The following is a 20126-nucleotide window of genomic DNA, read 5'->3' on the forward strand; positions in this document are numbered from 1 at the left end:
GACATGGCCGCTTCCCCCGTTCGGCTGATTGGGTCGGAAACCAGTGTTCTCCCGCGGACTTGGATCCGCAGGGATTTTGCGACACCGCTTCTCACGGGGTGAAGACGCGTCACACGGACGAGCGGTTCATCCCGGGGGCACCGTCACTTCGGGTGGTTCGCCCTGGCCGGATGGGGCTAGCCCGATGGTGCCCCCGGGGGGAACGACGTGCCTTGGGGAACGACGGCGTACCCCGCCTCCGGGACGTCCGAAGGCGGGGTACGCGCGTGAGTGAAGGGCGGGATGTGCGTGGGTGAAGGGCGGGGCGTCAGGCGGGAGAGCGCATGAGCCGGCCGCTTTTCGCCCGGTGTGTGAGGAGCGGCAGCAGGTCGGCGACCCGGTGCGGCCGGTGGGAGGCTATCCCGGGCGGGGCCGGCGCGAGCGGTACGAGCACATCGGCGGGGGCGGGGTGCCCGGTGGCCCCGTCGTCGGAGGTGTCGCCGCGCAGCCACAGGGTGAGCATGTACAGGCTGGGCATGGACAGCAGACGCGGCTGGTACGCCTGGGGCGCGGTCTCCGCCTGACGCAGCGCACGCTCGGTGGAGGCGACATAGGGGCCCTCGAAGAAGTGCGAGAAGGCCCAGCCGTCGGGGGTCAGCACGGTCTCCGCCGCGGCTACCGCGTGGTCGCCGCAGCGGATCAGAAAGCGCCACCCGGCCAGCCTGGTCGCAGAGACCCCTTCGGGGGTGAGCCGGTCCAGGACGTGCACGGGCAGCGGAAGCTCGGGAGTGGCGGGCTGCTGGGCGGCGCGGAGGGCCGGAGTGCGCGCCTCACGGACCGCGGTGGGGGAACCGAGCGCCGTGAGGACGGAGCGCAGGGCGGGTGCGGGAGCCGGGGGGAAATGCAGCGGCATGGTGGGTCGCCTCTCATTCGACAGGCAGGGCGGCGCGAGGCCGGGCAGGGATGACAGCGCTGTCAGCTCTCGGGCAGGAGGAGGCCGAGCCGGATGCAGGGAAGAGCGAGGGGGTACGGAAGGCACGGCCTGCCGCACATGCTCCTGACGATGTTCAGGGCCGCGGGCATCGACCTTCTGCCGTACCGGAGAGTTTATACGACAAAAAATCGAGGGGTGTTTCGCCTAGCTGTTTCCGGCGTGAACTGCAAGAGACTATTCAGTCGGAGATTTGCGGGAATCGTCCCGACTTCGAGCGGGCCGCACCGCGATGACCTCGGCTTGTGCCCGTACGGCGGTCGGCCCGATGTCGTCGGAGTTTTTCACCAGTGGTCCGGGGTACCCGAATCCGTCGATGCCTCATGCCGAGTGAATGTGCCTCCGCTCATATGAGTCCAGAGTAGCCGGTGCGGTATGCCGACGGGACGTTATCGATCGCTTCGACGGGGCATCATCCCACCGGACCGGGACCCCGGCGGCCGATCTTCGGCCCGCCCTGCGAGGAGGGATGCTGCGATGGGGGAGAAGGTCGTGGCCGGCCAGTTCGACCTGTCCGATCGCAACCGCTACCGCGACAAGCTCCGGCGGTGTCTGAAGGGGCTGGAGCGGCTGCTGGACGAGAGGCGCTTCGACCGGCCCAAGAACCTCATGGGGCTGGAGATCGAATTGAACCTGGTCGGCGCCGACGGCATGCCGAAAATGCTGAATGCACAGGTTCTCGAGAGGATCGCCAGCCGTGACTTCCAAACGGAACTCGCCATGTTCAATCTGGAAGTCAACATCGCTCCCCATCGCTTGAGCGGCCGGGTATTCGACCGGCTCGCCGAGGAGCTCAGGACGGCGTTGGCATATGCGGACCGAAAAGCCGGGGAGGTGGACGCCTCCATAGCGATGATCGGAATTCTGCCCACCCTCGGCAGGGACGACCTGGTCTCCTCCAACCTCTCCGCCGTCGACCGCTACACACTGCTGAACGACCAGATCGTGGCGGCCCGCGGCGAGGACTTCACCCTCGACATCGACGGTGTGGAGCACCTGACCTGCACCTCGAAGTCCATCGCGCCCGAGGCCGCCTGCACCTCTGTGCAGCTGCATCTGCAGGTCACCCCGGACCGCTTCGCGGATGCGTGGAACGCCGCGCAGGTGGCCTGCGCCGCGCAGATCGCCGTGGGCGCCAACTCGCCCTTCCTGTTCGGACGGGAGCTGTGGCGGGAGTCGCGGCCCCCGCTGTTCCAGCAGTCCACCGACACCCGTCCGCCCGAACTCCAGGCCCAGGGCGTACGGCCGCGCACCTGGTTCGGCGAGCGGTGGATCTCCTCGGCGTACGACCTCTTCGAGGAGAACCTGCGCTACTTCCCGGCCCTGCTGCCGATCTGCGACGACGAGGACCCCCTCGACGTGCTCGACGCCGGCGGCGTGCCGAAACTCGCCGAACTCGTCCTGCACAACGGCACCATCTACCGCTGGAACCGCCCGGTCTACGACATCGCGGACGGGGTGCCGCATCTGCGGGTGGAGAACCGTGTCCTGCCCGCAGGGCCCACCGTCGCCGATGTGATCGCCAACGCGGCCTTCTACTACGGCCTCGTCCGCGCGCTCGCCGAGGAGTCCCGGCCGGTGTGGACCCGGCTGCCCTTCGAGGCGGCGGCGGCCAACTTCGACGCCGCGTGCCGGTACGGCATCGGCGCCCGGTTCACCTGGCCCCGGCGCGGGCGCTACTCCGGCACGACGGAGGTCGACGCCGTCCGTCTCGTCCGCGACGAACTGCTGCCGCTCGCCGAGTCCGGCCTGAACGCCTGGGGCGTGGAGCGGGCCGACCGGGACCTGTACCTCGGAGTGATCGAGGAGCGGTGCCGGCTGAGGACCAACGGCGCGGAGTGGCAGGTCGCCACCTTCCACCAGGCACGGGAGCAGGGGCTGGGCAGGGAGGCCGCCCTGGCCGCCACCACCCGGCGCTACCGCGAGCTGACGAACCTCGGCGAACCGGTGCACACCTGGCCGGTCGGCCTGCCGGAACCGGTGCCGCTGGGCTGAGCCGCGTCGTTTGCGCCAGGGCGTGTCGCAGGGGGCCGCTGATGCCGGGGAGAGGCGCATCGGGCAAGCTGTGACGTCGCAGCAACGGTGGACGGGAGGCGCGGGTGCAGACGGAGGCGGGACCGGGGACCGATTCCTTTCCGGGGGACTTTCCGGGGAAGCAGCCGTCGCGGCGGATCCTCCGCGACGAGATGCTGCTCGTCCTGGCGCTCTCGCTCGGTGCGAGCGGTGTGTCCGCCCTGATCAGTTTCATCGGGTCGGTCACCAAACCCGGTGGTCTCAAGGACCAGGCCGCCACGCTCAACGCCTCCGCCGCCCCGGGCCGCCCCTGGCTCGATCTCGCCTGGCAGCTGTTCGGGATCGCCACGGCCCTGGTTCCCGTCGCCCTCGTCGCCCACTTCCTGCTGCGCGAGGGACAGAACTTGCGCACCCTCGGCTTCGACCGCACCCGTCCCTGGCCGGACCTCGGGCGCGGGGCCGTGATCGCCGCGGTCATCGGCAGCACCGGCATCGCCTTCTACCTGGCCGTCCGCGGCCTCGGCTTCAACCTCACCGTGGTGCCCGAGGCCCTGCCCGCCGTGTGGTGGAAGTACCCGGTGCTGATCCTGGCCGCGCTGCAGAACGCGATCCTCGAAGAGGTCATCGTCGTCGGCTATCTGCTGCGCCGGCTCGACCAGCTGGGCCGGCGGCCGGGAACCGCGCTGATGGCCAGTTCCGTGCTGCGCGGCTCGTACCACCTCTACCAGGGCATCGGCGGCTTCGTCGGCAACCTGGTGATGGGGGTGGTCTTCGTCTGGCTGTACCGGCGGTGGGGCCGGGTCGGCCCGCTGGTCGTGGCCCACTCCCTGCTCGACATCGGCGCGTTCGTGGGCTACGGCCTGCTGGCCGGGAAGGTGGGCTGGCTGCCGACGGCGTGAGCGAAGACGCGGTCCGGGAGGGAGACGCGGTCCGGGAGGGAGACGCGGTCCGGGAGGGGTACGGGACCGACCGTTGTGACGGGCATCCCTTGGAGTGCCGCCCCGGTCCCACCGGCACCTTCGCGACGGCCGGGAAACGGGGAAGGCGCCTTCCCCGTTTCCCGCACCAAGGGCCGCTCCATGCACGGGTGAAGGCGGCCGCGTCGGCCGGGCGCGAGCCTGTCACGCCGTCAAGGTGCTTCCTTATGACTGCTTGTTGGACGAAATGTGCCGGCGTGACGCCGTTCCCGAGTAGCATCGGCCGGCAACAGGGACCTCGGGAGCAGGAACAGGGACCTCAGGAGCGAGGGGGTGCAGGGGAGCGATGAAAGAGACCGATGTCCTGGCGCTCCCGCTCACGCAGCCGCTCAGGGACGCAGGTGTCGACTTCGTCGTCCACGAGCACCCTGTGATCCGGACGGCCGAGGACATCCGCTCCAGGACCGACTTCTCGGTCGAACGCTCGGTGAAGGTCATGGCCTTCACCGCGGAGGCCGGCCGTGTGGTGCTCGCCGCCGTTCCCGGGCCCGCCCGGCTTCAGTACGGCCGTCTGGCCGCCACCGTCGGTGTCCGGCGCAGCTCGCTCAAGCCCGCCGGCGCCGATGTGCTCGAGGCCCTGGGCATGGAGCCGGGGGGAGTCAGCCCCCTCTGCACGAAGCCGGACGTCACGGTCGTTCTCGACTCGGCCATCCCGGACATGGGCCGTGTCTTCTGCGGCAGTGGCCGAGCGGACTGCACGCTCGAACTCGAGGCGGCGGACATCCTGCGCATGGCGCACAACCCCGTTGTCGCCGGGATCGCCGCACCGCGTGACGCGTGAGAACACGCTCGGCACCGCCTCCAGGGCCGCCTGCGGGACTCGGACAGTCTCCGTGGCCGGCCGCCGGGGCGGCGGCCGGCGCCCGTGGCATCGGTGATACCCGCTGACGCCCCACCAGGTCGCGCTCGAGCAGTGCGCCGCCTCGCCGGTGACGGCGCCGGCCCGGCCGTACGCACGGCGCACCGTGCGTACGGCGACCGGATCACCGCCGCACGGCGCGCCCCGCCCGGCTCCTACTCGGTCCGCTCCTGGGCGAGCAGGTCGCCCTCGATGACGGTGACCGCGTGGCCGGTGAGCAGGGTGCGGTCGCCGCGCAGCCCGGTGCGGACGAGACCGGAGCGCGGGGAGGCCTGCAGGCCGGTGAGGTCGGAACGGCCCAGGCGCTCGGACCAGAAGGGGGCCAGGGCGGTGTGGGCGCTGCCGGTGACCGGGTCCTCGTCGATGCCGACGTTCGGGAAGAAGCCCCGGGAGACGAAGTCGTATCCGCGGGTGGGGTCCTCGGCGCGGGCGGTGGCGATGACACCGCGCGTGGAGTAGGCGGCGAGGGCCCTGAGGTCGGGGGCGAGGCCGCGGACCGTCTTCTCGTCGGCGAACTCCAGCAACAGGTCGCCGACGTCCGGACCGGTGTCACAGGCGGTGCGCGGCACGGCCCCGAGAGCCTCGGCGACTCCGTCGGGGACCTCCACCGCGGTGAGCGGAGCGGTCGGGAACTCCAGGGTGATCGCGCCGTCCTCGGCGGGAGTCGCGGTGAGCACGCCGCTGCGGGTGGCGAAGCGCACCGGTCCCTCGTGGGCGCCCGTCGTCCACAGGACATGGGCGGTGGCGAGCGTGGCGTGGCCGCACATCGCGACCTCGGTGGTGGGAGTGAACCAGCGCAGCGCCCAGTCGGCCTCGCCGCCCTCGGGCAGCCGGTGCGCGAACGCCGTCTCGGCGTGGTTGACCTCCAGCGCCACTTTCTGGAGCCAGTCGTCCTCGGGGAAGGCGTCCAGGAGCAGGACTCCCGCCGGGTTGCCGGTGAAGGGACGGTCGGTGAAAGCGTCGACGATTCGAATCCGCATGCCCCGACGGTACGGCTCCGGCACGCGGTGGGCCGAGGGTTCGGAGGCGGTGGCCATGGCGCAGTGCGGAAACCCGGGCCCGGCCCGCCCGGTCCGTCCGGCCTGCCCGGCCCGTCCGGCCCCGGCCCGCCCGGCCCGCCTCGCCCTCCGGCCACCCAAGGGCGAGGGGCTGGTCGTCGGCGGGGAGCGAGGGTGGCGGGAAGCAGCGGACCTGTGCGACGAGGACCCGCGGCCGTGTGCCGTCCCCGGCGGCCGGACGCGGCGGCGTCCTGCGGCAGCGGTCCGCACGGTGCCCTCGGGGCCGCGTGGCAGCGGCGGGCCCCTTGTGCGGGTGTGTCCCGGTCTCCTCCGCAAGGAGCTGATCTCCTCCGCAAGGAGGAGATTCCGGCGGTCGGCATCCGCTTCCCGTGGGACGCGGAAATGATTCCCGCCGGGGATGACCGGAGCCGGGAGAGGCTGATGGGCTGGGAGATGTGCAATTTCGTGTTCCCCGGCGGCCCTTTCCCGAGGAGGACGCCTCCCGCCCGGACGGCGGTGCCCGGCTCAGCGCCGAGCTGGCGGCGGTGGTGGCCTGCGCCCGCAGAAGGGCGGTCCGGGACGGGGACCGGCAGATCGACACCGCCCATCTGCTGCACACCCTCCTGGAGTCGGACCCCGAGGTACGCGCGGTCCTCGGCGGCGCGCCGCGGATCGCCCGGCTGCTCGGCTATCTCGTGCAGCGCAGCATCGGCTACGGCCTGCGCTGGCAGAGCACCGTGGAGGACTCCGGCGCCCTGCCCAAGGTGACGGGAACCGTCGGCGACCTCTCGCCGGTGGCGTCGGCCGCACTGGAGCACGCCTGCGAACGCGCCGCCCGGCGCGGCGAGGACCGGGCGCGCGGCGTCGATCTGCTCGCCGCGCTCGTCGCGACCCCGCAGGCCCGCGCCGTCGAGGTGCTCGGACGCGCCGGAGTCGACGCCCGGGAGCTCGCCGGCCGGCTCGACAACGATTCCCAAGGCCGCCTCGAGGGCCACGCCGTCGGAAGCGGCGGAGACGGCTGCTGAGCCGGGACGGGCGGGCCGGGCCGCCCGTGCCCTCGTCCACCCTGTGGGACAGGTGTCAACGGGGATGACGCTCATGTCATCGCCTGTCATCATGTGCCGGTGTGTACGTCTGAAATCAGCCAGGACCATTCCGGCAGAGGCGTCGGGCTCGGTCTCGCGCTCGTGTCCGCGGTCGCCTTCGGGGGGTCCGGTGTCGCGGCCAAGCCACTGATCGAGGCGGGCCTCGATCCGCTGCACGTGGTGTGGCTGCGCGCCGGTGGCGCCGCCCTCGTCATGCTGCCGCTCGCCGTGCGGCACCGCGCGCTGCTGCGCAGCCGCCCCGCCCTGCTCGCCGGATTTGGCCTGCTCGCCGTGGCGGGCGTCCAGGCCTGCTACTTCGCGGCCCTGTCGCGCATACCCGTCGGGGTCGCCCTGCTCATCGAGTACCTGGGACCCGCCCTGGTCCTCGGCTGGGTCCGGTTCGTGCAGCGGCGGCCGGTCAGCCGGGCCGCGGCGCTCGGGGTGGTCCTCGCGGTCGGCGGACTCGCCTGTGTCGTCGAGGTCTGGTCCGGCCTGCGCTTCGACGCGCTCGGACTGGTGCTGGCGCTCGGCGCGGCCTGCTGCCAGACCGGCTACTTCGTGCTGTCCGACCAGGGCGGCGACGCGGGAGAGGCGGCCCCGGACCCGCTCGGCGTCATCGCCTACGGCCTGCTCATCGGCGTCGGCGTCCTGACCGTCGTGGCACGTCCCTGGACCATGGACTGGTCGGTGCTCGCGCACAGCGTGCCCATGAACGGCACCGCGGTCCCGGCCGTCGTCCTGCTGCTGTGGGTCGTCCTGGTCGCCACGGTGCTCGCCTACGTCACCGGAGTGATCTCCGTGCGGCGGCTCTCGCCCCAGGTCGCCGGGGTGGTGGCCTGCCTGGAGGCGGTCGTCGCGGCCGTGCTGGCCTGGGTGCTGCTCGGGGAGCGCCTCTCGGCACCGCAGATCGCCGGCGGTGCGGTCGTGCTGCTGGGCGCGTTCATCGCGCAGTCGTCGACGCCCGCCAAGGGCTCGTCGGAGCCGGTGGCGCGCGGCGGCCCGGAAAGGGAGCTGTCGGCCCGGGGAACGGTGGCCTGAGTGCGGACTCCTGCCGCTCTGCCGGTCGGGCGCGGCCTGTTCTACCTGATCGTCGCCGGCGCCGCCTGGGGCACCGCGGGCGCGGCCGCCTCCCTGGTCTACCGGACCAGCGACATGGGGCCCGTCGCCCTGTCCTTCTGGCGCTGCGCGATCGGGAGCGTCCTGCTGCTCGCCGTACGTCTGCTGCGCCCGCGTACGAGGCCGGCCGCGTCCGCACCGCGCGGCTCCGGGCTGCGGCGGGCCACCGCTGTCGGCGCCGGCCTCGCCGTGTTCCAGACGGCCTACTTCGCGGCCGTGGAGGTCACCGGGCTGGCCGTGGCGACCGTCGTCACCCTCGGCGCCGGACCCGTTCTCATCGCGCTCGGCGCCCGGCTCACGATGGGCGAACGGCTCGGCCGGACCGGCCTGACCGCCGTCGCCGGGGCGCTTGCCGGGCTGGGCGTGCTGGTGCTCGGCAACGGGGGTGCCACCGTACGGCCCTGGGGGGTGCTGCTCGCCCTCATGTCGGCGGCCGGCTACTGTGCGATGACCCTCCTCACCCGCTGGTGGGGCCGCGACGGCGGGACGGACCAGTCCGGCACGACCATCGGGGCGTTCGCGGTCACCAGCCTGTGCCTGCTGCCGTTCGCCCTGCTGGAAGGGCTGGTGCCGCACACCGGGGACCCGGTACGGCTGCTGTGGCTGCTGGCGTACATCGCCTCGGTGCCGACCGCTTTGGCCTACGCCCTCTACTTCGCGGGCGCCGCCGTCGTACGGTCGGCCACCGTCTCCGTGATCATGCTGCTGGAGCCGGTCGGCGCGGCGGTGCTGGCCATCGCCCTGCTCGGTGAACGGCTGACGGCGGCCACTCTCGTCGGCACCGCGCTGATGCTCGGCTCGGTCGCCGGTCTCGCCCTGGCGGAGGCACGGGAAGCCCGGGCGCCGGCGGAGGAGCCGGCCCTCGCGTGAGGCCGGACGGGCCCGTCGCGGGCCCGCCCCGACGGGTGGGCGGGCGTCACAGGGCCGCGAGGTAGTCGGGGAGGCCGATGCCGGGGGAGAGCGCGGCGTCGGCGAGCGGGGTGCCGTACTGCCTGCGGACCGGGATCACACCGGCCCAGTGGGGCAGGGAGAGGTCCTCGGGCTCGTCGTTCACGCCGCCGGTGCGCACCTTGGCGGAGACCTCGTCCAGGTCGAGGCGGAGCACGGCGGTCGCCGCCAGTTCCTTGGCGTTGGCGGGACGGGAGTCGGCCGACCGGCCCGGCACCACCTGGTCGACCAGCGCGTCCAGCGCCGCCCGCTTCTCCTCCGGATCGGTGACCCGGCGGGCAACGCCGTGCACCACGACGGAGCGGTAGTTGACCGAGTGGTGGAAGGCGGAGCGGGCCAGCACCAGACCGTCGACGTGGGTGACCGTCAGGCAGACCGGCAGCCCCGGATCGGCCTGCCCGGCCATGCGCAGCGGGCGCGAGCCCGTCGAGCCGTGCACGTAGAGCCGCTCGCCGACCCGGCCGTACAGCGTCGGCAGCACCACGGGAGCGCCGTCGCGGATGTAGCCGAGGTGGCAGACGCAGCCCTCGTCGAGTATCGCGTGCACCAGTTCCCTGTCGTACGACGCCCGGTGCGCGGAACGGGTGGGGACGGTGCGCTCGGTCGGGGTGTAGGAGCCGGCCGGTGACGCCGGCGGAGTGGTCTCCCGCATTGCGGTCTCCATTGCACTAGTGCATAATTTTGTTTGTGCTAGGAGGATATCGGATCGAGGGCCGGCGCGCGGCGGAGATCGCGGCGAGCATCGAGCGCGCGGTGGGCTCCGGCGCGCTCGAGCCCGGGCAGCCGCTGCCGCCGCTGAGGGAGCTGGCGGTCGAACTCGGGGTCAATCCCAATACCGTCGCGGCCGCGTACCGCGTGCTGCGCGAGCGCGGGGTCATCGAGACCGCCGGACGCCGGGGCAGCCGGGTGCGGCCCGCGCCGGCCACGACCGGACGGGACCTCATCCGCGTGGACGTGCCCGAGGGCGTGCGCGACATGTCGGACGGCAACCCGGACCCGGCGCTGCTGCCGCCGCTGACGCCGGCGTTCACGGCGGCCGCGGCGCAGGGCGACCGGGAGCCGGTGCGGTACGGGGACGCGGACGTGGAACCGGAGCTGGCCCGCATGGCCCGCGCGCAGCTGGACGCCGACGGGGTGCCGGACGGGCCGCTCGTCGTCGTCTCCGGAGCGCTCGACGGCGTGGAACGCGTCCTCGCCGCCCACCTCAGGCCCGGCGACACGGTCGCCGTCGAGGACCCCGGGTGGGGGAGCGTCCTGGACCTCGTCCCCGCCCTCGGGCTGCGCACGGCAGGGGTCGGGGTCGACGACGAGGGGCCGCTCCCCGACGACGTCCGCCGCGCCCTGCGGGGCGGCGCGCGGGCGCTCGTCGTCACGGACCGTGCGCAGAACCCGACCGGTGCCGCGGTGAGCGCCACGCGCGCGCGTGCCCTGCGGGCCGTCCTGCGGGAGCACCCGGGGACGCTGCTGATCGAGGACGACCACGGGCACGGCATCGTCGACCTGCCCCTGCACCCGCTCGCCGGGGCCACCCGGCACTGGGCCCTCGTGCGCTCGGCCGCCAAGGCGTACGGTCCCGATCTGCGGCTCGCCGTGCTCACCGGGGACGAGGTCACGGTCGACCGCGTCCGCGGCCGGCAGCGCCTCGGACCCGGCTGGGTGAGCCGCCTGCTCCAGCGGGCCGTGGTACGGCTGTGGACGGACGGCACCCCGGACACGCGCGCGGTGGCGGCGGCCTACGGCCGGCGGCGCGCGCTGTTGATCGACGCGCTGGCCGAGCGCGGGATCGCCGCGCACGGCCGCAGCGGGATGAACGTGTGGGTGCCCGTGCCGGACGAGACCGGCGTCGTCGCGCGTCTGCTGCACGCCGGCTGGGCCGTCGCCCCCGGCGCCCGTTTCCGGCTGAACGCTCCGCCCGGCATCCGGATCACGGTCTCGACCCTGCGGGAGAAGGAGGAGAGCGAGCACCTGGCGGACGCGGTGGCGGAGGCACTCCGCCCGGCACCGCCGCGGAGCTATGTGTAGCCCTGTTGCACGGCTCCGGGGCCGCGCCGGCGCCTGCGCGTTCTTCGGGGTGCCTATGTGCTCTTCGGGCGGGCCTGGGTCAGGGCCGCACCCACCAGGACGATCGCCGCGCCGACCGGGGTCGACCAGGTGAGCCGTTCACCGAGCACGGCGACGCCGGCGGCGGTGGCGACGACCGGGATGAAGTACGTGACCATCTGGGCGGTCGTCGGGCCGACCTCGGCGACCAGACCGTACTGGACGAGCATCGCCACGCCCGTGCCCAGGGCGCCCAGGGCGACGACTGCGAGCAGCGGCACGACGGGCAGTCCGTCCGGAGCGCTGGTGAACAGCGGGGTGACCACGGCGAGTTGCAGCGTGGCCAGCAGCAGCTGACCACCGGTCAGTGCCAGATGGGACTCGGAGGAGCCCGCCAGGGTGCGGCGGACGTAGATCCAGCCGACCGGATAGCTCAGCGAGGCCAGCAGGGCCATCGCGGTGCCGCCGGCGTCCACCCCGTGGAAGCCCTGCCAGGCGCCGAGCACGGTGAGCACCCCGAGGAAGCCGATCCCGAGCCCCGCGACCCGCAGCCGGGTCGGCCGGTCCTCGGAGAGGGCGACCAGGGACAGGACCATGCCCCACAGCGGCGAGGTCGCGTTGCAGATGCCCGCCAGGGTGGACGGGATCGTCAGCTCCGCGTACGCGAAGAGCGAGAACGGCAGCGCATTGAGGAAGAAGCCCGCGACCGCCAGATGTCCCCAGGTGCGTACGCCGCGCGGCAGCCGCTCCCGCCTCACCGCCATCGCCGCCGCGAGCACCGCCGTGCCGAACACCAGCCGTCCGAGCGTCACCTGGAAGGGCGCGAAGCCCTCCGTGCCCACCTTGATGAACAGAAAGCTGAAGCCCCAGATCAGCGAGAGGAAGGCGAAACGGATCCGCCAGTGCACGGGGCGGGTGCGGCGGGGCCGCCGGGCCGGGGCGGACGAGGCCTGCGGGGAGACGGACGTGGTGCTCATGACCGTACGATGCCTGGTCCGACCTCGTAGCACAATCGAGAATTCACGCGCGACATCTCGTAGCATCGCTTACATGTTGAACCTGGAGCGCCTGCGCACGCTCGACGCCCTCGCCCGGCACGGTTCGGTCAGCGGTGCCGCCGAGGGACTGCATGTGACGACGTCGGCCGTCTCCCAGCAGATGGCCAAGCTCGAACGGGAGGTGGGCCAGCAGCTGCTGGCCAGGAACGGCCGGGGCGTGCGGCTCACGGACGCCGGCCAGCTGCTGGCCGAGCACGCGGCGCGCATCCTGTCGCAGGTCGAGCTCGCCCAGGCCGACCTGGAGGCCCAGCGCGGACAGGTGGTCGGCGAGCTGCGGCTGGGCGCCTTTCCCACCGCCGCGCGCGGACTGTTCCCGGCGGCCCTGTCCCAGCTGCGCGAGCGGCACCCGGGGCTCCGGGTGCGCACCGTGGAAATGGAGCCGGCCGCCGCCGTGCGGGCCGTGCTGCGCGGCGATGTGGACCTGTCGGTCGTCCTCGACTGGTACAACAAACCGCTGCCCGTGCCGGAGGGACTCAACCGGGCCCCGATCCTCGACGACCCCGCCGATGTGGCGCTGCCCGTCGCCCACCCCCTCGCCGACCGCACCGAGGTCGACCTCGAGGACTTCGCGGACGACGACTGGGTGACCTGGGGCGAGTCCGAGTTCTGCGACGAGTGGCTGCTGGACACGCTCCGTTCCAAGGGGGTCGAACCGCGCATCGCCCATCGTGCCGAGGAACACGCCACCCAGCTGGCCCTGGTCGCCGCCGGCCTGGGGGTGTGTGTGGCCCCCCGGCTCGGGCGGGGCCCGCTGCCCGCGGGCGTGCGCACCCTCCCGGTACGGCAGGCCGTACGGCGGCACATCTACGCCATCTGGAGGGTCGAGGCCGACCGCCGTCCCTCGATCCGTGCGGCGGTCACCGCCCTGCGCACGGCGGGGAGCCAGTCGTCCTGAGCGCCCTCGCCCACGGCCCGTCCGCCGGGTCCGCCCGGACCCGGCGTGTCCCGCCCGCCTGCCGCGGGCCGCGAGGTCTCAAAGGCGTGCGGGGCGGGTCCGGGAGGGGTGCGGGGCGCCGCGTCTATGCGGAGCCCAGTTTGCGGAAGTCCCAGGAGACGACTTTCTCCGGAGTCAGACGGATCCAGGCGTGACGGCCGTCGTGCGTCATTTCCTCCAGGCCGAAGTACTTGCGGGCGAACAGGGTCTCCGGAATGTCGAGCTCGGCGCAGAGTTCCCCGATGCGGGGCACCTCGCCGACGAACTCCGCCCTGCCGGACAGCTCCGCGCCGCGCAGCTCGTCGTACTCCTCGCCGGTGTCGACGACGACGGCCACCCTCGGATCGCGCCGCAGGTCGGCCCAGCGCTTGCTGCGCACCACGGAGTACAACCACAGCGAGACGCCGTCCCAGACATACCACAGGGCGCTCACATGCGGAGCGCCGCCGGTGGTTATCGTGGCCACCCGGCAGGTGCGCTGCGTGGTCAGGAAATCGTCCAGCTCACCCGGTGTCATCATGATCTTCCGACCCCGGCGCTGAGTGGCGGTCATACAGCCCCTCTCCGTTCTCCCCCGTGGTGCCAGACAACCGGCTTCTGGCGCCACGTCAGAAAAAGATGGATATGTCCTTCTCTGTCTCATGGTGCGCGGTTGCACGGATCGTGACCGGCGGCCCCGGCGGCCGGGTGATCCCCGTGCGGTCGCGGGGTGCCCTGCGACCACACCCCGCGGTGCTCCTCCCCACCGCTGCCGGGGCGTCAGACCAGCCTGATCTCGCCGTTCGTGACCGAGATGTCCTTCGCGGCCAGCGGCTGGGCCGCCGGCCCCTTCCTGACGCTGCCGTCGACGGCGGAGAACTCGCTGTGGTGGCAGGGGCAGGCGATCACCCCGTCGGCGATCCGGCTCACCGCGCACCCCTGGTGGGTGCACCGGGACGAGAAGGCCTTGAACTCGCCCTTCGTGGGCTGGGTGACCACCACGCCCTGGTCGCCGAAGACCTTGCCGCCTCCCTCGGGGATGTCGGAGGTCTTCGCCAGCACCGTGCCGCCGGAGCCGGCCGCGGCGCCGTCACCGCCCGAACCGCCGCCCGAACCGTTGTTCTGCGGGGTGGACGAGCCGGACGAGGACATGTTCTCGGAGCCGCACGCGGTCAGCGCGACGGCAAGTCCCGCCGCACCCGCTGCCGCCACGACCGTACGGCGGGCGGGGGCTCCCTGGGGCTGAAGCGATTCGCTGGCCATGCTGACTTCCCTTCCGCGCAGGCTTCCTGATCCGCCCAGGGGTACGGCCGCCGGGCATTCGGTGTTCAGACTATGTCCAGTTCTCGACCCCAGAGGGGATCAAAACGGGCGCAAGACACCCGATGGGCCCTCTCATGGCCCCAGTAGCCTGGAACGATGCTCAAGGAAGTCATCGCGACCCGCTACATCACCCCCCTGCGGGAGGGCGGTTCGCTGCCGGGGCTGATCGAGGCCGACGACCTCGGGATGTACGTCCTGAAGTTCACCGGCGCCGGGCAGGGCCGCAAGACACTCGTCGCCGAGGTGGTCTGCGGGGAGCTCGCCCGGCGGCTGGGGCTGCGGGTGCCCCGGCTGGTGACCGTCACCCTCGACGAGGTGCTGGGCCTCGGCGAACCCGACGAACAGGTGCAGGAGCTGCTGAGGGCCAGCGGCGGCACCAACCTCGGCATGGACTTCCTCTCCGGCGCCCTCGGCTTCGACCCGCTCGCCTTCCCGGTCGACGCGGAGGAGGCCGGGCGGATCGTCTGGTTCGACGCGCTGGTGAACAACGTCGACCGCTCCTGGCGCAACCCCAATCTGCTGCGCTGGCGCGGGGAGCTGTGGCTCGTCGACCACGGCGCCACCCTGATCTGGCACCACAACTGGCCCGGCGCCGACACCTCCGCCCGGCGTCCCTACGACGCCTCCGACCACGCCCTCGCGTCCTTCGGTCCCGACGTCACCGCCGCCGCCGAACAGCTCGCCCCCCTGGTCACCGAGGAGCTGCTCGCCGAGGTGACCGCCGAGATCCCGGACGTCTGGCTGGCCGGCGAGCCCGGCTTCGACACCCCCGACGACCTGCGGCGGGCCTACGCGCGGCCGCTGCTCGCCCGGGCCGCCGTCGTCCACGAGCGCATCCAGGGCCTCAAGGGGGCCGTATGAGCGACCGTCACCTCGCCGGAGGAGGCCGGTCGGGCCGGCGTCACATCGTCCGGGCCGGCCGGCCCGGCGACCGCGACGTCTACGAGTACGCCCTGCTGCGCGTCGTCCCGCGGGTGGAGCGCGGCGAGTGCATCAACGCGGGCGTGCTCCTCTACTGCCGTGCCCAGGGCTACCTCGGTGCCCGCACCCACCTCGACGAGGCCCGGCTGCTGGCCCTGGACCCGCACGCGGACGTCGGGGGCGTCCGGGCCGCCCTCGCCGCGATCGAGGGCGTGTGCGCCGGGGGAGCGGCCGCGGGGCAGGCCGCCGGTGACGACGCCGGGCGGCGTTTCCGCTGGCTGGTCGCGCCCCGCTCCACCATCGTCCAGCCCGGCCCGGTGCACACCGGGCTGACCGCCGACGCGGCCGCGGAGACACAGCGGTTGCTGGACCTGTTGGTGAGGTAATGATCCACACGCACCCGGTGTGCCGTTGACACCGCGTGCCAGGGCTCCTAGCGTCACACCCACCAAGGTACTAAGCGGTCGCTCACCGCAGACCGGATTCTCTCGAGGGCGAGGAGAAGCAGCCATGTCCACCACTGAGCAGCGGGTCGCAGTCGTCACCGGCGCCGCACGCGGCATCGGCGCCGCCACCGCCGTACGCCTGGCCGCCGAGGGTCGCGCGGTCGCCGTCGTCGACCTCGACGAGGCCGCCTGCAAGGACACCGTGGAGAAGATCGCCTCGGCCGGCGGCAGGGCCCTCGCGGTCGGTGCCGACGTCTCCGACGAGGCACAGGTCGAGGCAGCCGTCGCACGCATCGCCGACGAGCTCGGCGCGCCCACCATCCTGGTCAACAACGCGGGAGTGCTCCGCGACAACCTGCTGTTCAAGATGAGCGTCTCGGACTGGGACACCGTCATGAACGTTCATCTGCGCGGCTCCTTCCTGATGACCCGCGCCTGCCAGAAGTACATGGTGGACGCGGGCTTCGGCCGGATCGTCAACCTCTCCTCGTCCTCCGCGCTCGGCAACCGCGGCCAGGTGAACTACTCGGCCGCCAAGGCCGGTCTGCAGGGCTTCACCAAGACCCTCGCCAAGGAGCTGGGCAAGTTCGGCATCACCGCCAACGCCGTCGCCCCCGGCTTCATCGCCACCGAGATGACCAAGGCCACCGCCGAACGCGTCGGCATGAGCTTCGAGGACTTCAAGGCCGCGGCCGCCGGGCAGATCCCGGTGCAGCGCGTCGGTGAGCCGGAGGACGTCGCCAACGCCATCGCCTTCTTCACCGGCGACGCGGCCGGCTTCGTCTCCGGCCAGGTGCTCTACGTCGCCGGCGGACCGCTCGACTAGGGGAGGGAGAGCGGCAGGGACCGACGGGGACCGGCAGAGATCGACAGGCACCTACAGGCACCTACAGGCACCTACAGGAATCAGGGACATGACTGAACTTTCCGGCAAGGTCGCCCTCGTCACCGGCGCCAGCCGCGGCATCGGCTACGCCGTCGCCGAGGCCCTGGTCGCCCGCGGCGACCGGGTGTGCATCACCGGCCGCAACGAGGACGCCTTGAAGGAGGCCGTCGCCAAGCTCGGCTCCGACCGGGTGATCGGCGTCGCGGGCAAGGCCCACGACGAGGCCCACCAGGCCGAGGCCGTCGAACGTGTCATGGAGGCGTTCGGCCGCGTGGACTATCTGGTCAACAACGCCGGCACCAACCCGGTGTTCGGGCCGATGGCCGACCTCGATCTGAACGTGGCGCGCAAGGTCTTCGAGACCAATGTGATCTCCGCGCTCGGCTTCGCCCAGCGCACCTGGCACGCCTGGCAGAAGGACAACGGCGGCGCGATCGTCAACATCGCCTCGATCGCGGGCCTGGCGGCCTCACCGTTCGTCGGCGCCTATGGCGTCAGCAAGGCCGCGATGATCAACCTGACTCAGCAGCTGGCGCACGAGTTCGCGCCGAAGGTGCGGGTCAACGCGATCGCCCCGGCCGTGGTGAAGACCCAGTTCGCCCGGGCGCTGTACGAGGGCCGGGAGGCGGAGGCGGCCGCCGCCTATCCGCTCGGCCGGCTCGGTGCGCCCTCCGACATCGGCGGTGCGGCCGCGTTCCTCACCTCCGCGCAGTCCGACTGGATCACCGGGCAGACACTCGTCGTCGACGGCGGCATTTTCCTCAACGCCGGAGTGGGCTGATCGTTTCGGGCGCCGGTTTCACCAGTTCGTCGACATATTTCTTTGTTGTGCTTCTTCAGCGCACTTTGCCGTACTTCTTTGTCGTGACTCTTTGTCGACACCGGCTGGCGAAATCGGCGCCCTTGCCCTTCAAGGGCATGTACACGATCAAATGACAACGTCGTCATATTCCATGTTGATCAAACCCTTCCCCGGGCCGGGTTCAAGGGCCGGGACACTGCGGTATCGTCTGCCGACCCTTGGGTACGGCAGATCGAGGAGCGTTCGCGTGTTCAACCGCAACAGATACCTGCGGGCAGCAGTGGCGGCAGCGACCCTGTCCCTGGTGGCTGGATGCAGCGTCCTGTCCCCCGACGACCCCGCCGACGAGGGACCGATCGTCGTGGGGACCACCAGTGCCCCCAGCACCCTGGATCCTGCCGCTTCCTGGGACGGCTCCTGGGAGCTGTACCGCAACATCTTCCAGACGCTGCTGGCCTACCCGAACGGCGCGACCACTCCTCAGCCCGATGCCGCGGAGAGCTGCAAGTTCACCGACACCGAGCACCGTGTCTACCGCTGCACGCTGCGCTCGGGGCTGACGTTCTCCGACGGCGACCCGCTGGACGCGCGCGCCGTCAAGCACTCCATCGACCGCATCAGGAGCATCGACGAGCCCAGCGGCCCGGCCGGGCTGCTCGGCAGCCTGGACCAGGTGCGGGCCGTCAGTGAGCGGGAGGTCGTCTTCGAGCTGAACAAGCCCGACGCCACCTTCCCGTTCGTGCTCGCCACACCGGCCATGTCGATAGTGGACCCGACCGACTACCCGGCCGACTCCCTGCGCAAGGACAACAAGGTCGTCGGATCCGGGCCGTACGTCCTGCAGTCCTACGAGGAGGGCAAGAGGGCGGAGCTGGTCAAGAACGACCGCTACAAGGGGTTCGCCGAGCGGAAGAACAACGCGGTGACCATCCGCTACTTCCAGGACTCCGCCACCATGGTCAAGGCGCTGCGGGACCGGGAGATCGACGTCACCTACCGCGGTCTGGCGGCCGACGACATCATTTCCCTGCAGCGCAAGGACTACAAGGACCTCCAGCTCGTCGAGGGCGCCGGCACCGACATCAGCTATCTGGTGTTCAACCCCAAGGACCCGTGGGCCGCCAAGCCGGCCGTGCGCAAGGCCGTGGCCCAGATCGTCGACCGCGCGGCCATCGCGCACAAGGTCTACAAGGACACCGTCGACCCGCTGTACTCCATGGTCCCCAAGGGCCTCACCGGGCACACGACGGGCTTCTTCGACACCTTCGGGGACCCCAGCGTTTCCAAGGCGCGCAAGATCCTCACCGAGGCGGGCATCACCCAGAAGGTCCCGCTCACCCTCTGGTACACCACCGACCGCTACGGCTCGGAGACCGCCGAGGTGTTCAAGGAGCTCGAGCGGCAGCTCGAGGCCTCGGGCCTGTTCACGATCACTCTGAAGAGCCGGCCGTGGAAGACGTACGTCACCGGCTACCAGAAGGGCGAGTACCCGGTGTTCGGGCGCGGCTGGTTCCCGGACTTCCCCGACGCCGACAACTTCATCGCACCCTTCGTGGGTGAGGAGAACGCGCTCGGCACGCCGTACGAGGCGCCGGAGATCACCAAGGTGCTGCTGCCCGAGTCCCGCCGCGAGAGCGACCGTGGGAACGTGGTCAAGCAGTTCAAGGAAGCGCAGCAGATCCTGGTGGAGCACGCGCGGCTGCTGCCGCTGCTGCAGGGCAAGCAGTACGTGGCCGCCCACGTCGACATCTCGGGCGGCGAGCGGGCCCTCGACCCCTCGACGATCATGATGATGTGGGAGCTGTCCCGGAAGACCAGCTGGTAGGCGAGGAATCCTCCGGAGCGCGGTCCTGTTGTCAGTGGTCGCCTGTAGGTTCTGGGACCAGTAAGTGACCGCACATCGTGAGGACGTTGACGTGACCGACATCGCCATGCTGCCCGAGTCCTGGCGCGGGGTTCTGGGTGACGAACTGCAGCAGCCCTACTTCAAGGAGCTGATGGAGTTCGTCGAGGAGGAGCGGGCGGAGGGTCCCGTCTACCCGCCGCGCGAGGAGGTCTTCGCCGCGCTGGAGGCCACGCCGTACGACCAGGTGAAGGTCCTGATCCTCGGTCAGGACCCTTACCACGGCGAGGGACAGGGCCACGGGCTGTGCTTCTCGGTCCGTCCCGGTGTGAAGATCCCGCCGTCGCTGCGCAACATCTACAAGGAGTTGCACGAGGACCTGGGCGTGCCGATCCCGGACAACGGCTACCTCATGCCGTGGGCCCGGCAGGGCGTGCTCCTGTTGAACGCGGTGCTCACGGTCCGCGGCGGCGAGGCCAACTCGCACAAGGGACGGGGCTGGGAGCGGTTCACCGACGCGGTGATCCGCGCCGTGGCCGATCGTCCCGACCCGGCGGTCTTCGTCCTGTGGGGCAACTACGCGCAGAAGAAGCTCCCGCTGATCGACGAGACCCGGCACGTGGTGATCAAGGGCGCTCACCCGTCGCCGCTGTCGGCGAAGAAGTTCTTCGGCTCCCGCCCGTTCTCGCAGATCAACGAGGCGGTGGCACGGCAGGGGCACGAGCCGGTCGACTGGCGGATCCCGGACCTGGGGTGACGCGGGCGCGGGACACGCTGATCGCCGGTGGCTGCCGTCAGGGGGCGTCGTGTGGATCGGGCCGGCTCCGGTGAGCGGTGCCTGGTGACCGGGGTGAGCGGGGTTCGGTGCGTGCGGATGCAAGGCGGAGGAGGGAGTCGACGCGGAGCGTCGGCGAGTGACGACAACGCC

The 20126-nt window shown here is 71.7% G+C and carries 20 protein-coding genes; 14 read left to right on the forward strand and 6 right to left on the reverse strand.

What is annotated here, in order from left to right; translation table 11 throughout:
• Nucleotides 1-307: 307 nt before the first annotated feature.
• Nucleotides 308-892, reverse strand: a complete 585-nt coding sequence (locus ABD224_RS24655; protein WP_344053577.1) for a hypothetical protein — start codon at nucleotides 890-892, stop codon at nucleotides 308-310.
• 555 nt (nucleotides 893-1447) lie between these two features.
• Here ABD224_RS24655 and ABD224_RS24660 point away from each other — a divergent pair.
• From ABD224_RS24660 to ABD224_RS24670, 3 genes are all read left to right on the forward strand, one after another.
• Nucleotides 1448-2965 (forward strand): glutamate-cysteine ligase family protein, encoded by a 1518-nt coding sequence (locus ABD224_RS24660; protein WP_344053579.1) that lies wholly within the window; start codon nucleotides 1448-1450, stop codon nucleotides 2963-2965.
• Nucleotides 2966-3069: 104 nt separating this feature from the next.
• A complete protein-coding gene (locus tag ABD224_RS24665) occupies nucleotides 3070-3882 on the forward strand; it encodes a CPBP family intramembrane glutamic endopeptidase (RefSeq protein WP_344053581.1) in 813 nt (270 codons plus the stop codon).
• Nucleotides 3883-4246: 364 nt separating this feature from the next.
• Nucleotides 4247-4741, forward strand: a complete 495-nt coding sequence (locus ABD224_RS24670) for an aminoacyl-tRNA deacylase (protein WP_344053583.1) — start codon at nucleotides 4247-4249, stop codon at nucleotides 4739-4741.
• A 233-nt stretch (nucleotides 4742-4974) separates the two neighbouring features.
• Here the strand turns inward: ABD224_RS24670 and ABD224_RS24675 are convergent, their stop codons facing one another.
• Nucleotides 4975-5799 carry a PhzF family phenazine biosynthesis protein gene (locus tag ABD224_RS24675; protein WP_344053585.1) on the reverse strand — a complete coding sequence of 275 codons (825 nt, stop codon included), beginning with the start codon at nucleotides 5797-5799 and terminating at the stop codon, nucleotides 4975-4977.
• 473 nt (nucleotides 5800-6272) lie between these two features.
• Here ABD224_RS24675 and ABD224_RS24680 point away from each other — a divergent pair, with 473 nt between their 5' ends.
• The 3 genes from ABD224_RS24680 (at nucleotide 6273) to ABD224_RS24690 (ending at nucleotide 8888) form a co-directional block, all read left to right on the forward strand.
• Nucleotides 6273-6842 carry a Clp protease N-terminal domain-containing protein gene (locus ABD224_RS24680; RefSeq protein ID WP_344053587.1) on the forward strand — a complete coding sequence of 190 codons (570 nt, stop codon included), beginning with the start codon at nucleotides 6273-6275 and terminating at the stop codon, nucleotides 6840-6842.
• Between the two features lie 93 nt (nucleotides 6843-6935).
• The gene (locus ABD224_RS24685) at nucleotides 6936-7940 is read left to right on the forward strand and encodes an EamA family transporter (RefSeq protein WP_344053589.1); all 1005 of its coding nucleotides are present in this window, start codon (nucleotides 6936-6938) and stop codon (nucleotides 7938-7940) included.
• Nucleotides 7941-8888, forward strand: a complete 948-nt coding sequence (locus ABD224_RS24690) for a DMT family transporter (RefSeq protein WP_344053591.1) — start codon at nucleotides 7941-7943, stop codon at nucleotides 8886-8888.
• 46 nt (nucleotides 8889-8934) lie between these two features.
• Here the strand turns inward: ABD224_RS24690 and ABD224_RS24695 are convergent, their stop codons facing one another.
• On the reverse strand, nucleotides 8935-9630 hold the full coding sequence (locus tag ABD224_RS24695; RefSeq protein ID WP_425581045.1) for a pyridoxamine 5'-phosphate oxidase family protein: 696 nt from the start codon (nucleotides 9628-9630) through the stop codon (nucleotides 8935-8937).
• Between the two features lie 23 nt (nucleotides 9631-9653).
• Between ABD224_RS24695 and ABD224_RS24700 the strand changes: the two genes are divergently transcribed.
• A complete protein-coding gene (locus ABD224_RS24700) occupies nucleotides 9654-10988 on the forward strand; it encodes an aminotransferase class I/II-fold pyridoxal phosphate-dependent enzyme (protein ID WP_344053593.1) in 1335 nt (444 codons plus the stop codon).
• Nucleotides 10989-11041: 53 nt separating this feature from the next.
• Here ABD224_RS24700 and ABD224_RS24705 read toward each other — a convergent pair whose 3' ends face one another.
• The gene (locus ABD224_RS24705) at nucleotides 11042-11983 is read right to left on the reverse strand and encodes a DMT family transporter (protein ID WP_344053595.1); all 942 of its coding nucleotides are present in this window, start codon (nucleotides 11981-11983) and stop codon (nucleotides 11042-11044) included.
• Nucleotides 11984-12056: 73 nt separating this feature from the next.
• Between ABD224_RS24705 and ABD224_RS24710 the strand changes: the two genes are divergently transcribed.
• Nucleotides 12057-12959, forward strand: a complete 903-nt coding sequence (locus tag ABD224_RS24710) for a LysR family transcriptional regulator (RefSeq protein WP_344053597.1) — start codon at nucleotides 12057-12059, stop codon at nucleotides 12957-12959.
• A gap of 124 nt (nucleotides 12960-13083) precedes the next feature.
• Here ABD224_RS24710 and ABD224_RS24715 read toward each other — a convergent pair whose 3' ends face one another.
• Together ABD224_RS24715 and ABD224_RS24720 are read right to left on the reverse strand one after the other, a co-directional pair.
• Nucleotides 13084-13551 (reverse strand): pyridoxamine 5'-phosphate oxidase family protein, encoded by a 468-nt coding sequence (locus ABD224_RS24715; RefSeq protein ID WP_344053599.1) that lies wholly within the window; start codon nucleotides 13549-13551, stop codon nucleotides 13084-13086.
• A gap of 206 nt (nucleotides 13552-13757) precedes the next feature.
• On the reverse strand, nucleotides 13758-14240 hold the full coding sequence (locus ABD224_RS24720; RefSeq protein WP_344053601.1) for a Rieske (2Fe-2S) protein: 483 nt from the start codon (nucleotides 14238-14240) through the stop codon (nucleotides 13758-13760).
• 156 nt (nucleotides 14241-14396) lie between these two features.
• Here ABD224_RS24720 and ABD224_RS24725 point away from each other — a divergent pair, with 156 nt between their 5' ends.
• The 6 genes from ABD224_RS24725 to ung all read left to right on the forward strand — a co-directional run bounded on the left by ABD224_RS24725 (nucleotide 14397) and on the right by ung (nucleotide 19955).
• Nucleotides 14397-15161 (forward strand): HipA family kinase, encoded by a 765-nt coding sequence (locus tag ABD224_RS24725; RefSeq protein ID WP_344053603.1) that lies wholly within the window; start codon nucleotides 14397-14399, stop codon nucleotides 15159-15161.
• Nucleotides 15158-15607, forward strand: coding sequence for a DUF3037 domain-containing protein (locus ABD224_RS24730; protein ID WP_344053605.1), 450 nt, complete (start codon nucleotides 15158-15160; stop codon nucleotides 15605-15607). Before ABD224_RS24725 ends, ABD224_RS24730 begins: the two co-directional genes overlap by 4 nt.
• A 124-nt stretch (nucleotides 15608-15731) precedes the next feature.
• On the forward strand, nucleotides 15732-16493 hold the full coding sequence (fabG, locus tag ABD224_RS24735) for a 3-oxoacyl-ACP reductase FabG (protein WP_344053607.1): 762 nt from the start codon (nucleotides 15732-15734) through the stop codon (nucleotides 16491-16493).
• 88 nt (nucleotides 16494-16581) lie between these two features.
• On the forward strand, nucleotides 16582-17334 hold the full coding sequence (locus tag ABD224_RS24740; protein WP_344053609.1) for an SDR family oxidoreductase: 753 nt from the start codon (nucleotides 16582-16584) through the stop codon (nucleotides 17332-17334).
• Between the two features lie 268 nt (nucleotides 17335-17602).
• Nucleotides 17603-19180 (forward strand): ABC transporter substrate-binding protein, encoded by a 1578-nt coding sequence (locus tag ABD224_RS24745; RefSeq protein WP_344053611.1) that lies wholly within the window; start codon nucleotides 17603-17605, stop codon nucleotides 19178-19180.
• 91 nt (nucleotides 19181-19271) lie between these two features.
• On the forward strand, nucleotides 19272-19955 hold the full coding sequence (ung, locus tag ABD224_RS24750) for a uracil-DNA glycosylase (protein ID WP_344053613.1): 684 nt from the start codon (nucleotides 19272-19274) through the stop codon (nucleotides 19953-19955).
• Nucleotides 19956-20126: the final 171 nt, after the last annotated feature.

The sequence above is a fragment of the Streptomyces thermoalcalitolerans genome (assembly GCF_039525155.1).
GTDB classification, from domain to species: Bacteria; Actinomycetota; Actinomycetes; order Streptomycetales; family Streptomycetaceae; genus Streptomyces; species Streptomyces thermovulgaris.

What these genes read in the sequence shown, in the direction of transcription:
- ABD224_RS24725 (WP_344053603.1), top strand. Translation starts at nt 14,397, where the DNA reads ATGCTCAAGGAAGTCATCGCGACCCGCTACATCACCCCCCTGCGGGAG.
- ABD224_RS24670 (WP_344053583.1), top strand. Translation starts at nt 4,247, where the DNA reads ATGAAAGAGACCGATGTCCTGGCGCTCCCGCTCACGCAGCCGCTCAGG.
- ABD224_RS24715 (WP_344053599.1), bottom strand. Translation starts at nt 13,551, where the DNA reads ATGACCGCCACTCAGCGCCGGGGTCGGAAGATCATGATGACACCGGGT.
- ABD224_RS24710 (WP_344053597.1), top strand. Translation starts at nt 12,057, where the DNA reads ATGTTGAACCTGGAGCGCCTGCGCACGCTCGACGCCCTCGCCCGGCAC.
- ABD224_RS24695 (WP_425581045.1), bottom strand. Translation starts at nt 9,630, where the DNA reads ATGGAGACCGCAATGCGGGAGACCACTCCGCCGGCGTCACCGGCCGGC.
- ABD224_RS24740 (WP_344053609.1), top strand. Translation starts at nt 16,582, where the DNA reads ATGACTGAACTTTCCGGCAAGGTCGCCCTCGTCACCGGCGCCAGCCGC.
- ABD224_RS24730 (WP_344053605.1), top strand. Translation starts at nt 15,158, where the DNA reads ATGAGCGACCGTCACCTCGCCGGAGGAGGCCGGTCGGGCCGGCGTCAC.
- ABD224_RS24655 (WP_344053577.1), bottom strand. Translation starts at nt 892, where the DNA reads ATGCCGCTGCATTTCCCCCCGGCTCCCGCACCCGCCCTGCGCTCCGTC.
- ABD224_RS24705 (WP_344053595.1), bottom strand. Translation starts at nt 11,983, where the DNA reads ATGAGCACCACGTCCGTCTCCCCGCAGGCCTCGTCCGCCCCGGCCCGG.
- ABD224_RS24660 (WP_344053579.1), top strand. Translation starts at nt 1,448, where the DNA reads ATGGGGGAGAAGGTCGTGGCCGGCCAGTTCGACCTGTCCGATCGCAAC.
- ABD224_RS24675 (WP_344053585.1), bottom strand. Translation starts at nt 5,799, where the DNA reads ATGCGGATTCGAATCGTCGACGCTTTCACCGACCGTCCCTTCACCGGC.
- ABD224_RS24720 (WP_344053601.1), bottom strand. Translation starts at nt 14,240, where the DNA reads ATGGCCAGCGAATCGCTTCAGCCCCAGGGAGCCCCCGCCCGCCGTACG.
- fabG (WP_344053607.1), top strand. Translation starts at nt 15,732, where the DNA reads ATGTCCACCACTGAGCAGCGGGTCGCAGTCGTCACCGGCGCCGCACGC.